General features: G+C 38.7%; 10 protein-coding genes, 1 other RNA gene, 1 pseudogene and 1 other annotated feature. Of the genes and pseudogenes, 3 read left to right on the top strand and 9 right to left on the bottom strand.

Translation table 11 applies throughout. The annotated features are described in order from the left end of the window. The first annotated feature begins 92 nt into the window (after positions 1-92). Together KFZ56_RS09520 and KFZ56_RS09515 are read left to right on the top strand one after the other, a co-directional pair. On the top strand, positions 93-1,376 hold the full coding sequence (locus KFZ56_RS09520) for a replication-associated recombination protein A (RefSeq protein WP_222641720.1): 1,284 nt from the start codon (positions 93-95) through the stop codon (positions 1,374-1,376). Between the two features lie 80 nt (positions 1,377-1,456). Further along, positions 1,457-2,128 (top strand): RsfA family transcriptional regulator, encoded by a 672-nt coding sequence (locus tag KFZ56_RS09515; protein WP_222641719.1) that lies wholly within the window; start codon positions 1,457-1,459, stop codon positions 2,126-2,128. A gap of 477 nt (positions 2,129-2,605) precedes the next feature. On the opposite strand, the gene ssrS is transcribed toward KFZ56_RS09515, so the two are convergent. The 4 genes and pseudogenes from ssrS to KFZ56_RS09495 form a co-directional block, all read right to left on the bottom strand. Further along, a non-coding RNA gene (gene ssrS / locus KFZ56_RS09510) (6S RNA) lies at positions 2,606-2,799 on the bottom strand. A gap of 66 nt (positions 2,800-2,865) precedes the next feature. Continuing rightward, positions 2,866-4,631: pseudogene (aspS, locus tag KFZ56_RS09505) on the bottom strand (aspartate--tRNA ligase). Next, positions 4,631-5,914, bottom strand: coding sequence for a histidine--tRNA ligase (hisS, locus tag KFZ56_RS09500; protein WP_222641718.1), 1,284 nt, complete (start codon positions 5,912-5,914; stop codon positions 4,631-4,633). The pseudogene aspS and the gene hisS overlap by 1 nt, the downstream one beginning before the upstream one ends. Positions 5,915-5,970: 56 nt before the next feature. Continuing rightward, positions 5,971-6,190, bottom strand: a binding site (T-box leader). Positions 6,191-6,256: 66 nt separating this feature from the next. Beyond that, positions 6,257-6,430, bottom strand: a complete 174-nt coding sequence (locus tag KFZ56_RS09495) for a hypothetical protein (RefSeq protein ID WP_222641717.1) — start codon at positions 6,428-6,430, stop codon at positions 6,257-6,259. Positions 6,431-6,509: 79 nt separating this feature from the next. Between KFZ56_RS09495 and KFZ56_RS09490 the strand changes: the two genes are divergently transcribed. After that, positions 6,510-7,538, top strand: a complete 1,029-nt coding sequence (locus KFZ56_RS09490; RefSeq protein WP_222641716.1) for an N-acetylmuramoyl-L-alanine amidase family protein — start codon at positions 6,510-6,512, stop codon at positions 7,536-7,538. 30 nt (positions 7,539-7,568) lie between these two features. On the opposite strand, the gene dtd is transcribed toward KFZ56_RS09490, so the two are convergent. The 5 genes from dtd to recJ all read right to left on the bottom strand — a co-directional run bounded on the left by dtd (position 7,569) and on the right by recJ (position 13,323). Next, the gene (gene dtd / locus KFZ56_RS09485) at positions 7,569-8,015 is read right to left on the bottom strand and encodes a D-aminoacyl-tRNA deacylase (RefSeq protein WP_222641715.1); all 447 of its coding nucleotides are present in this window, start codon (positions 8,013-8,015) and stop codon (positions 7,569-7,571) included. A 19-nt stretch (positions 8,016-8,034) separates the two neighbouring features. Continuing rightward, entirely contained in the window at positions 8,035-10,236 is a 2,202-nt protein-coding gene (locus tag KFZ56_RS09480) for a RelA/SpoT family protein (protein ID WP_222641714.1), read from the bottom strand. 267 nt (positions 10,237-10,503) lie between these two features. Further along, positions 10,504-11,016: an adenine phosphoribosyltransferase gene (locus tag KFZ56_RS09475; protein WP_222641713.1), complete on the bottom strand. Its 513-nt coding sequence runs from the start codon at positions 11,014-11,016 to the stop codon at positions 10,504-10,506. Continuing rightward, positions 11,006-11,542, bottom strand: a complete 537-nt coding sequence (locus tag KFZ56_RS19870; protein ID WP_309228285.1) for a single-stranded-DNA-specific exonuclease C-terminal domain-containing protein — start codon at positions 11,540-11,542, stop codon at positions 11,006-11,008. The genes KFZ56_RS09475 and KFZ56_RS19870 overlap by 11 nt, the downstream gene beginning before the upstream one ends. Next, complete coding sequence (gene recJ, locus KFZ56_RS09470) at positions 11,536-13,323, bottom strand: single-stranded-DNA-specific exonuclease RecJ (protein ID WP_309228284.1); 1,788 nt, start codon at positions 13,321-13,323, stop codon at positions 11,536-11,538. The genes KFZ56_RS19870 and recJ overlap by 7 nt, the downstream gene beginning before the upstream one ends. Positions 13,324-13,355 lie beyond the last annotated feature (32 nt).

Here is a 13,355-nt window from a genome sequence, read left to right as displayed (position 1 = left end):
TTAATACATGATATTATAGCATGAAATCACTACTTCTTGCATGTTATCAAAACTAAATCAACAAACTATTATTTTTATAAAGGACGTTATGAATGAAACAAACACCACTTGCCTTAACAATGAGACCTGCACACATAGAAGATATTATCGGCCAATCACATCTTGTTGGCGAAGGTAAAATTTTAAATCGCATGGTACAGGCTGAACGTCTGGCTTCCATGATATTATTCGGCCCACCCGGAACAGGAAAAACTTCAATGGCTGTTGCATTGGCTAAAAGTTTAGACATGCCAGTCAAAACCCTTAACGCGGTTGCAGATAAAAAGAAGGATATGGAAATTGTTGTTGAAGAAGCAAAAATGATGGGACAGGTTGTTCTGGTTTTAGATGAGGTCCACCGTCTGGATAAGGCAAAGCAGGATTTTCTATTACCACACTTGGAAAGTAATTTAGTTACATTGATCGGTTGTACAACAAGTAATCCATATCACTCGATTAATCCTGCAATCCGAAGCAGATGCCATCTCTTTGAATTACACCCATTAACCGCTGCCAATATACATACTGCAATAAAGCGTGCGGTGGAAGACACCACAAATGGTTATGGAAATAAAAAGCTTGAAATCACAGATGAAGCGATGGATCATTTTGCTGGTAGTGCAAATGGCGATATACGTGCTGCTCTAAATGGGCTTGAATTAGCCGTTTCTTCCACACCAGAAAACGAGGAAGGTCAAATTGTGATTCATCTAGATACGGCAGAAGTATGTATGCAAAAGAAAAGCTTCTCACATGATAAAGGGGGAGACGCACATTATGATGTGCTATCAGCCTTTCAAAAGTCCATTCGCGGCAGTGATGTCGATGCAGCTCTTCACTACTTAGGCAGGTTGATTGAGGCAGGAGATCTGGAGTCTATTGCACGCCGTATGATCGTAACAGCTTATGAAGATATTGGTATCGCGAGTCCACAAGCCGGACCTCGCGCAGTTGCAGCCGTGCAGGCAGCAGAACGATTGGGATTTCCGGAAGCAAGAATTCCTTTAGCTGTCGCCATTGTGGAATTATGTCTGTCACCAAAATCAAATACAGCTTACAAGGCTCTTGATGAGGCATTAGCTGATATTCATAATGGCAAGAGTGGAGAGATCCCGGCCCATTTAAAAGATTCACATTACCAAGGCGCAGGAGCACTCGGCAGGGGGAATACCTACCAATATCCGCATAACTATGAGAATAGCTGGATCAATCAACAATATTTACCTGATTCTATAAAAGAGAAACACTATTATAAGCCAAAGAACTCCGGAAAATTTGAAAAAGCCATCAAACAAGTTTATGAAAAAATACAGCATGATAAAAATAAGCAGGTATAATTCCTTTTTTATATGGTAATAATACATAGTAAACATCAAATCTATGTAATTATGTTACCAGAAAAAAGGAGTTGAACATAATGGTGAAAGTCAGACAGGATGCCTGGTCACATGAAGATGATCTATTATTGGCAGAAACGGTTTTGCGCCATATTAGAGAAGGAAGCACACAATTAAATGCATTTGAAGAAGTCGGTGATAAACTAAATCGTACATCAGCGGCTTGCGGATTTCGCTGGAATGCAGAAGTCCGTATGAAATATGATAATGCTATTGATCTTGCAAAAAGACAACGCAAAGAGAAAAAACGGGCAATGTTAGGAACAACACAAAAAACAAAACAACCGGTAGTAACACTTCCAAAAAATAGTGAGGGCGACACGGTTGAAGAAAAAGCGGATGCCTACCCAACACCAGCAATAGAAGAACCTTCTATTACCATGGATATGGTTATTACATTTTTGCGGAAAGTCAAAAAAGACTATCATGCTTCCAATCAATCAAAAGTGTCACTTGAGCATGCTCAGAAAGAGAATATGGAATTGAAAGAACAAGTACAATCCTTGGAAAGGCAATTAGCGCAGTCGGAAAAACAGCTGTCTACGATTCAGGAAGATTACCAAGCATTTATTCAAATCATGGAAAGAGCAAGAAAAATGACGGTTCTTGATGATCAGGGAACAATGCCAACACCGGCATTCCGAATGGATAAAAATGGGAATCTGCAACAATTAGCTCATGGCTCAAATTAGAACAAAAGCGAAAAGCGCTTGGTTAAAAACGTAGAGATTGGAGCGGCGCAACTGAGATAAAGGAATCACGGTGAGGTAACGAACCGATGATGACTTATCGTAGGGAGCGACGTGAAATCTCCTAGTTTTTGGCGCTTGTAGCTGGATGTAGCCATTAATCAATAATAAGTTATCCACAAGCAAATCATTTTATAATTTCCTGGGCAAGAACAAAAGCGCAGTGCGCGTTTGAAGACGTAGAGATTGGAGCGACACAACTGAGATTAGATGAAGTCGGTTGTCAGTCGCCAAGTCTTCTTTATCGTCGGGCGTGTCGTGATATCTCCTAGTTTTTGGTGCACGGAGCTGGATATAGCTATTCCTGAATAAGAATTACTCCCCATCCAGATGATACATTCTTATCTTTAAATATAGAACGGACTATGTTGGTATTCACTGTTTAAGCGTACCAACATAGTCCGTTTTTCTTATGTATACGATAATCCCGATTGTGCCGTTCAATTGTAAGCTTTGATCCCGCTTCAAGCAGGTGGGTGCTTTGTTCTATGTATATTGTGCTTCCTCGAATTAGGTAAATCAAGGCATGCACGCAACATAGAAACAATTTCAAGCTCCCAAGTATATAGGTGTTCGGTCAAAACACTTATCATAAACGAACACATCAGGATTGATAGTATCGTTGATTAATTTATAATTTTATCTTAACACAACGACCTTTTTTTATCAATAAAATATATTTATGTTTTCGGCTTTAATGTGATACCCAGTTCATCTAATTGTGTATCGATCACTCCACTTGGTGCGTCTGTTAGTAAATCAGATGCTGATGCCGTTTTCGGAAATAAAATAGTATCGCGTAAATTTGATCTGCCTGCTAGTAGCATAACAATTCGATCTAAGCCCAGTGCTACGCCGCCATGTGGTGGAGCTCCATATTCCAACGCCTCCAGTAAAAAGCCGAATTGCTCATTTGCTTCTTCTTCCGTGAATCCTAAGACCTTCAACATTTGATTTTGTAATTTTTTCTGGTGAATTCTTATCGATCCCCCGCCTAATTCATACCCATTTAAAACAAGATCATAAGCATTCGCACGGACACTCCCGGGATCTGTGGTTAATTTATCGATGTCAGCTTCCTTTGGTGATGTGAATGGATGATGGGCAGCGAAGTATCTCCCAAGCGATTCATCATACTCCAGTAACGGCCAATCTGTCACCCAGAGAAAATTGAATTTTGACTCATCTATTAGATTCAGCTGCCTGCCAAGTTTCAAACGCAGAGCCCCAAGCTATCATAAACAACCTGCGACTTACCGGATCCAAAAAGTAACAAATCACCATCACTTGCTTCTGAAGACGAGATTAGTCCTGTCTTTTCCTCATCAGATAGAAATTTAGCTATAGGGCCTTTTAAATCTCCCCCTTCTACTTTTAACCAGGCGAGACCTTTCGCACCATATATTTTCACAAATTCGGTTAGTTTATCAATATCTTTACGGGAAAAATTGTCGGCTTGTCCTTTCACGTTTAATAAACAAACCTTTCCTCCCGACTCAATGGCCCCCTGAAACACGTTAAAAGTAGAATGTAGCAGAACATCGTTTACATGAATCAATTCCAGCCCAAATCTAGTGTCAGGTTTGTCTGAACCAAAACGTCCCATCGCCTCATCATAAGGCATTCTCCTCAACGGTAATGAGATATCGATGTCCTTCGTTTCTTTTAACACGTATTGCATCATTTCTTCTGTCATTGTCATTATATCATCACTTGTTTGGAAGGATGTCTCAATATCGATTTGTGTAAATTCCGGCTGGCGATCCGCACGTAAATCCTCATCCCGAAAGCATCTTGCAATTTGGTAATATTTCTCAAACCCACTCATCATGATCAATTGTTTGAACAGTTGCGGTGATTGCGGCAATGCATAGAAATCGCCGGGATGAACCCGACTGGGAACAAGATAGTCGCGAGCTCCCTCTGGTGTGCTTTTTGTTAAAATTGGTGTTTCCATTTCCAAGAAACCATCATTATTTAGGAAGTTTCGCACAGCTTGAGTTGCCTTATGACGAAGCTTAAATGTTTCTTGCAAAGCATTTCGACGCAAATCGATATACCGGTATTTCAAACGTAAATCTTCAGACACATCTGTATCATCTTCGATAAGAAATGGTGGTGTTTTTGATTTATTTAAAATCGTTATATCTGTTGCTATCACTTCGATCGTTCCTGTACTCATTGCTGGATTGATGGTTGTTTCATCACGTTTTAAAACCTTCCCTTTTATTTCAACGACATATTCTGTGCGGGTTGATTCAGCTATTTCCAAAGCCTCCGCTGATGCATCAGGTTTAAAGACAGTTTGAACAATTCCTGATCTATCACGCAGATCAATAAAGATAAGGTCCCCTAAATCACGACGAGTTTGTATCCATCCTTTTAACAGCACCGTTTGATCAACATTCATCTCACGTAATGTTCCAGCTAATATACGTTCACTCATTATTTTTTTCCTCCTAGAAGCTTTTCCTGCATACGCTCAACTAACTGTGATATGGGGAGTTCTTCTTGTTCTCCGCTATCCATTGATCTTACATTGACGATTTGCTTTTCCAACTCATCCTCACCTAAGATCAGAACATACCTCGCCTTCCACCGGTCAGCAGCTTTAAATTGGGCTTTCATTTTACGGCCCTGATAATCTTTATCTACTTGGATATTATTTTTCCGTAACTCATGAATAAGACGTACGGCTTCCTTTTCAGGTTGTTCCCCAACTGCGACAAGGAAACAATCTAATTGCTTAGCAGTAGGAATTTCCCTTTCCTCTGCTTCTAATGCCATCAGAAGGCGCTCTAGCCCCATTCCAAAACCAATCCCAGGTGTTCTAGGGCCGTCAAATTCTTCAATCAATCCATCATATCTGCCGCCCCCTGCTAAGGTAGTGATCGAACCAAAGCCTTTTGCTTCGCTCATAATTTCAAAAGCGGTGTGATTATAATAATCCAATCCTCGAACAAGATTTGGATCAACAACATAGTTTATTCCCATCATTGTTAAATAATCTTTTAACTTCTCAAAATAGCGACTTGATTCCTCATTCAGATAATCCAGTACGGAAGGAGCGGTTTTCATAGCCGGATGATCCTGGTCGGTTTTGCAATCTAAAATCCGCAATGGGTTCTGTGTCAAACGAACTTGACAATCATTGCAAAGTTCGTGTTTATACGGTGTGAAATGATCCACCAATGCTTTACGGTGATTATTTCTACTTTCCTTATCACCCAATGAATTAATAACTAATTTTAAGTTTGTTAACCCTAGTTCCTGGTAGCAGGTCATCGCCAAATCAATAACTTCAGCGTCTATCGCTGGATCAGCGCTCCCCAATACTTCCACACCGAATTGATTTAACTGACGCATTCTCCCCTTTTGCGGGCGTTCATAACGAAACAAATTCATAAAATAATATAATTTCACTGGCTGATTGGAACTTCCAAACAGTTTATTCTCTACAAAAGCTCGCGCAATGGAAGCTGTCCCTTCCGGTCTGAGTGTTAAACTTCTTCCACTTCGATCTTCAAATGTATACATTTCTTTTTGAACGATATCCGTGGAGTCCCCTACACCACGTTGAAAAACTTCCGTATGTTCAAATACGGGTGTGCGAATTTCATTAAAATGAAACCTGTGACATACCTTTTTAATATGATCTTCAATATATTGCCATCTCAGGGCATCTTCCGGTAAAATGTCAACCGTACCTCTCGGCGCTTTCATATCCATTTGATTACCTCCTCGATTACTTTTTTATACAGAAAAAACCCCCGCCCCCATAATAAATAAGGGACGAGAGTATACCCGCGTTGCCACCCTGGTTGATGCTAAAAATGCATCCGCTCTACACAGATAACGCCTGCAAAACGTCTATACCTACTTATTATTCGATATAAAGCCTAGGGAATGTCTTTCGTTGAATCATCATGTGAAAATGCTTGCAGCCTATGACATTTTCTCTCTGCTCATATGGGTTTCAATTACTTTTTCCTTTTTCGGGTTCCATGTTAAATTAAGTTGATGATGTACTGACTTGAATGTCTATTATATTAATCGCTTCAAGTGCGAATGTCAAGCACGATTCATCTTTTTCTTTAACATTTTCACTTCACCTAATGATACCCCTAACTCCTCAGCTATTTCCATATGGGTCGCGTGCCCTTCCAATTCCATAAAACGGTGGAAGTTAACATCCAGCATATCCGTATGACTATTAACATTCCATTGTTTCTCATGTAATCGCATATAACCCCCTCCTCATTTGTATTAGCTTTGCCTATATGTAACGTTTTTATTATACTTAGGTTAAGGAGGTTTTTATCCATTGAAGACAATAACAATCGGCTTCTTTCTCATGGTTTGCTTCAATTTCATCCTGGTCATTGCCGTTCATGCAGATGAAGCTGTGATTCATGAAGATAATCTAAATATCCGCAGTGGGCCCGGAACTGAATTTGATCTAATAGGACAAGCTACTATCAATGACGTATACACTGTTATTGACAGACAGGATGATTGGACGAAAATCAAACTGGACGAAGGAACAGGCTGGATAATCACTGAATACATAACGATTAATAGGGATCAGCAAGACTCTTCAGAAAAAAACATAACCATTCAACATTCCGATACACAACTACGCAATGGCCCATCTACAGGGTATGACATCATTCATTTCGCTGATGCAGGAGACAATTATGAAGTTATCGGCGAAGAGGGTGACTGGTACGAAATCACAAGCAAAGACGTATCTGGTTTTGTGCTAAAAAACATTGTTGATGAAAATAAAGAAACCTCCTATTCAACTGGTTTTGAAAATAGAACAATTGTCATTGATGCAGGGCATGGCGGACGTGATGTAGGTGCAATTGGCACATCTGGCATATACGAGAAAAACATTGCGTATGTAACAGCACAAGAACTAGCACATGAACTCCGTATCCTAGGAGCAGAAGTACTTCTCACCAGACCAGAAGATGAATTTATCTCTCTTGGAAGTAGAGCTAGTTTTGCAAATGCCATGGATACCGATGTTTTTTTAAGTCTTCATTATAACAGTGTACCTGAATCCCCTAGTGTTACTGGTGTGGAAACCTATTATTATCATGAACAAAATAAAGAATTAGCCACATATGTCCAAGAGGAAATCATAAAAGAAACAGAGGCAGATAATCGGGGTACAACAAATGAAGATTTGTTTGTCATCCGCCAAGGACTTAAGCCATCTTTATTGTTGGAATTAGGATTCATATCTAATGCGAAAGAAGAATCACTACTTGAAACAAGTGTCTACCAGAAGAAATTAGTAACAGGGATTATAAACGGATTAGGGAAGTATTTTGCAAATAAATAGAAATAGGATAGATTTATTACCATCCTATTTCTATTTCTCTTTACTATCTAAAATAAATGTTACTGGACCTGAATTCGTCAAGCGAACATCCATCATTTCTCCAAATTCGCCAGTTTCCACAGGAACATCCTGATCTCTAAGCAATTGATTAAATTGATGATATAGTTCATCCGCCTGATCTGATTTAGCAGCCTGCAGGAAATTGGGTCTCCTTCCTTTACGTGTGTCTCCATATAATGTGAATTGTGATATGGACAATATACTACCTGCTGTGTCTTTCAAAGAAAGATTCATTTTGCCGTTTTCATCTTCGAAAACACGCAAATGGATAATTTTATTGATAAGAAAATTCACATCTTCTATATTATCGTCATGGGTCACACCGAGAAGTACAACAAACCCGTGCTCTATTTCCCCAACTGTTTCATCATTTACAGTAACACTTGCATTTGTTGCGCGTTGGATAACTGCTTTCATTTTTGACTCTCATCCTTTACTAATGTACGGTTCGGGTAACTGTATAGACCTCTTTAATTTGTTTGATTCGTTCCACAATTTTTCGTAAATGGTTCGTGTTATGAATCAGTATGGTTATCTGAATAATAGCCATCTTATTTTTATCAGAACGACCATTTACCTGGGTAATATTTGTTTTTGTCTCATTCACTGCCTGCAGAACTTCATTTAGCAAACCTCTACGGTCATATCCGGAGATTTCCAAATCGACATGGTACTGTTTTTTTGCTGTCTGATTTTCTTCCCATTCCACCGGCAAATATCTTTCTTTCGCATCCTCTGTTTGAGCGTTTGGACAATCAGCTCTATGAACGGAAACACCTCTGCCTTTGGTTATATATCCAACAATCTTGTCTCCTGGTACCGGGTTACAACATTTTGATAATCGGACAAGTAAATTATCCACACCTTCAACTTTAACACCGGAATCTCGTTTATCTATCTTTTTATTCTTATCATCTGTTTTTACTTCTTCAAGTGTTTGTTCAAGGTCCTTTTCTTTTTGCTTCGTCTGACGAATTCTGTCTGTAAGACGGTTTGCCACTTGCGCGGCTGTTATACCTTGATAACCTACTGCTGCATACATATCTTCTTCATTCGTAAAATTAAATCTTTCATAAACACGTTGCATATTGTCAGGCGTCAAAACTTCTTTTGGCTGAATGGAAAGTGCACGTATTTCTCTTTCCACTGCTTCTTTGCCCTTCATGACATTTTCTTCACGCCGTTGCTTTTTAAAAAATTGTCTAATCTTATTTTTGGCCTGTGACGTTTGGGTAATATTTAGCCAATCCTGTGAAGGACCATAAGAATGTTTAGACGTCATCACTTCGATAATGTCCCCATTCCTCAATTCATAATCAAGTGGCTCCATCTTACCGTTGACTTTAGATCCAATCGTTTTATTTCCTACTTCTGTATGAATTTTATAAGCAAAATCCAGTGGCACAGATCCGGAAGGCAATTCAATCACATCACCCTTTGGTGTAAACACATAGACCGTATCAGAAAACAAATCAACTTTAAGTGATTCGATAAACTCTTCTGCGTCATGTGCTTCATTTTGCCAATCCAAAATTTCTCTAAACCAGGTGAGCTTTTCTTCAAATGATTTATCATTCCTGTTGGCCTGAAGCCCTTCTTTATAAGCCCAATGTGCCGCAATACCGTATTCGGCAATCTCGTGCATTTCCTTGGTTCGAATTTGTACTTCTAATGGGTCACCTTTAGGACCAATTACAGTCGTATGCAGCGATTGATAGAGATTTGGTTTCGGCATTGCAATATAATCTTTAAACCGTCCAGGCATTGGCTTCCAGCATGTATGGATGATTCCGAGTACTGCATAACAATCTTTAATACTGTCTACAATAATCCGTACTGCTAGCAAATCATAAATTTCATTAAATTGCTTGTTTTGATCTACCATTTTTCGATAAATACTATATAAATGCTTTGGTCTACCGGACATATCGGCCTCTATATTGACATCTTCCAGCTGATTAGAGACCTCTTTCATTACCTCTTCGATATACGATTCACGTTGTTCCCTTTTTTGCCTCATTAATTGCACAATACGATAATATTGTTGAGGATTTAAATACCTTAATGCCGTATCTTCGAGTTCCCATTTTATGGTTGAAATACCTAAACGGTGTGCCAGTGGCGCAAAAATTTCCAATGTCTCATTGGAAATACGACGTTGTTTATCTGGACGTAAGTGTTTGAGTGTACGCATATTATGCAGACGATCTGCAAGCTTAATCAGGATAACGCGAATATCTTTTGCCATTGCAACAAACATTTTCCGATGATTTTCTGCCTGCAAGGCTTCTTTTGATTTATATTTGATTTTACCAAGTTTCGTTACCCCGTCAACAAGCATGGCCACTTCTCTGTTAAATGCATCCTCTAACTCTTCAACTGTTACATCCGTATCTTCAACGACATCATGTAACAGGCCACCGACGATTGTCTCAGCATCCATTCCTAATTCAACTAAGATACCCGCAACTTGAACAGGATGGTGAATATAAGGCTCGCCTGATTTCCGATATTGATCTCGATGGGCATCTGCTGCAAATTCATACGCATGTCGAATAAAAGTAATATCCTCTTCTGGTAGGAATTGACCGACTTCTGTTAAAATATCTTCTATTGTTAAAATATTATCTTTTGCCATTGAATCACCTTTATTTTTCTGGAAGTAAATCTCCGAGCGTTCATAAATATAGGGTAAATAGTTTTATTATATGCTTTATTTCTTTCTGTGTCCATTTATTACTTTTGTTTGTCTTCTACAAGAGGGGGTTGCTTATGGCAGAAAAAGATATAAACTGCGAAGATTTGTAAAACATACATACGAAAAAGCCATTATTTTTGAAATCTGATAAATGTATAACAGGCCTGACGATTTAACTTTACTTCGTCAGACCTGTTAAGATATTTGTTAGTAGGTCATTAATTTTAGAACATCATATCCCTTTAGTTTTTCCATCCCATCGAGATAACTCAATTCGATTATAAATGCGCATCCAACTACAATTCCGCCAAGTTGTTCTACTAACTGTATCGTTGCTTCTATTGTACCACCTGTTGCAAGTAAGTCGTCGGTAATTAACACACGTTGACCTGGTTTGATGGCATCCTTGTGGATGGTTAAAACGTTTTTACCGTATTCTAACCCATAGTCTACTTTAATTACTTCGCGTGGTAATTTTCCTTCCTTTCTTACTGGTGCAAATCCAATCTCTAAGGCATAGGAAACCGGGCATCCAATAATAAAACCGCGTGCTTCCGGGCCAACAATAATGTCCGTTTCCTTCTCACGAGCGAATGTAACAATTTCATCCACTGCAGATTTAAATGCTTTTCCATTATCCATAAGTGGAGTAATATCCTTAAATCGAATCCCTTCTTTTGGCCAGTCCTCCACTATGTTAACATATTGTTTATAATCCATTGGCTCGTTCCTCCTCGTGATTACTCAAATGGTCCATGGACTTTGAAAACCACTGTTTTAATTCCTGATAGTTTGAATAGTATAATACTTTTTCTATATCTGCTTGGATTAATCGCTCCTGGTAAAACTTCGAATCCTGCAAATCCTTCTTAACAGGATTAGCGTTTATTTCAATCATACCATTATCTATTTTAACAAATTCCAACTCAAAAAACACGTTCGCTATAAATAATATATGATCTTTATTCCAACCTTTAGCATCCATGATGACCTTCATTTCCCGCTTTAAATCCACTGACCTTCTTTTGTAAATAAACGCATAAAACCACTTAAATTCTTCTCTTGTTGGAAAAGCCTTTAAATACATACTATTTTCTAGGATATAACATGCATGTATATTAATCGGTTTCGTTGCTTTTATAATTTCCCTTAACCTTTTTAAGTCTGGCGGTAAATCAAAAATATATAATTCTTCTGCTTCACTTAAAGTAGTTACATCTGTCTCATATGTAATAGGCTCTACCAAGGGGGGAGTTGGTCAGCATTATAGCATATACCCAGTTTCCTATTTTTTACAGAGAGAGGAAGGTCCACATTTCTTTTGCCTCTATGGTCGAATAACTGCCAATCCTCAATCCTCATATCCCGCATTATGATTTGTGCTTTTTTATTGCCGTTCCATTCGTTGATCCCGAGCTCACCTACAACTGTAATTGGTGTGTGCGGTGAAATATACGGATAAAGCTCTCCCATGCCAAATCCGATACCTTCAACAATCCCATCATCTTTTTTAAATTGGAGTTTAAGATGGTTTTTCATACTTCCAATTTGACGGACCTGACTAGGGACATCCTTTAATTGAAAGACAGGCTTTGGATTGCTTATTCCAAAGGGGGCAAGTTTATTAATTTCATGGATCAATTTTTCGTTAATTTCTGGAACCACAATAGTTTTGTTCACTTCAATGACCGGTTTGAAATCCGCTTCATTTAGTTGCTCATTAATACGTGTATGTAACGCATGTTGGATAGATGTGAAATTTTCCATTGGAAACGTCATACCTGCTGCTTGTGAATGTCCACCAAATGTTGTGAAGTATTCCTTAATTTCCATACAGTTTTGAAAGAGATCAAATGCGGGTATACTTCTTGCAGAACCTTTTACTTGAGACCCGTCTGACTTTATCGACAGCACAATGGCCGGCCTATCAAACTTTTGAACAAGCTTTGATGCAACAATTCCGAGTACCCCCTCATTCCATCCTTCTTTTGCAACCATAATGACATCTTTTTTCTCTCTGGTTTCTAGCATTTGCTCTGCTTCCTGAACAATATCCTTAACGATTTGTTGTCTTTCCTGATTTAATTGTTGGACGATACGAGCTATATTATCCGCTTCGTCCTGGTCTTCCGTCATTAATAATCGGACTGCTAAATCAGCGTTCTGAAGCCTTCCAACTGCATTGATTCTTGGGCCGATTGAAAATCCAATATCCTCTTCGGTCACATTTCCTTCGATATGACATTCACGTTTTAATGCTATTATACCATGATTCGTGGTTGATGTAAGCGCACGTAAACCATAATAAGCCAGAACTCTATTCTCATTTACTAATGGAACCAAATCAGCAATGGTTCCAATTGCCACGAATGCTAAAAGCTGCTTTGGGAAATAGCCTAACAACGTTTGGGCAAATTTAAAGGCTACACCGACACCGGCAAGCTCTTTGAATGGATAATTTGGTGAACACTTCGGATGAATAATAGCAAAAGCATCCGGCAATTGTGAATGCACTTCATGATGGTCGGTAATGATTAAATCCATCCCCATTTGTTTAGCAAGATCAGCCTCATGAACGGCAGCAATTCCAGTATCCACGGTTATGATTACATGAACACCATTGTTATATGCTTGTGTAAATGCTTCTTCATTTGGTCCGTATCCTTCCGTAAATCGATTTGGTATATAATAGTCACAATCTGCACCCAGTTCTATTAAAGCCTTTAATAGAACTGTAGTAGAAGTTACACCATCCGCATCGTAATCACCAAATATAAGAATTTTTTCCTGATTAGCTATTGCTGTATGTACACGTTCTGCAGCATTATTAATCGAAGCTAGTCCTGCCGGGCTTTGTAAATCTTCTATCTCAGGCGATAAGAATTTGGAAGCTTCTGCTGCAGTAGTAATCCGTCGTTGTCGTAAAAGTTCTTTTAGAACAGGAGATAAGTCATTTGAATCTTCCATCCATTGTTCTATATCATCTTGAATTGTATTCATTTTCCAATTCGCCTTGCTACTTAACATAATTTCACCCCTGACTAATCTATTATACATGA

The sequence above is a fragment of the Virgibacillus sp. NKC19-3 genome, from assembly GCF_019837165.1.
GTDB classification, from domain to species: domain Bacteria; phylum Bacillota; class Bacilli; order Bacillales; family Amphibacillaceae; genus Virgibacillus_L; species Virgibacillus_L saliphilus.
Note: the sequence above shows the minus strand (reverse complement) of the source record. Positions and strands in the feature narration are given on the sequence as shown.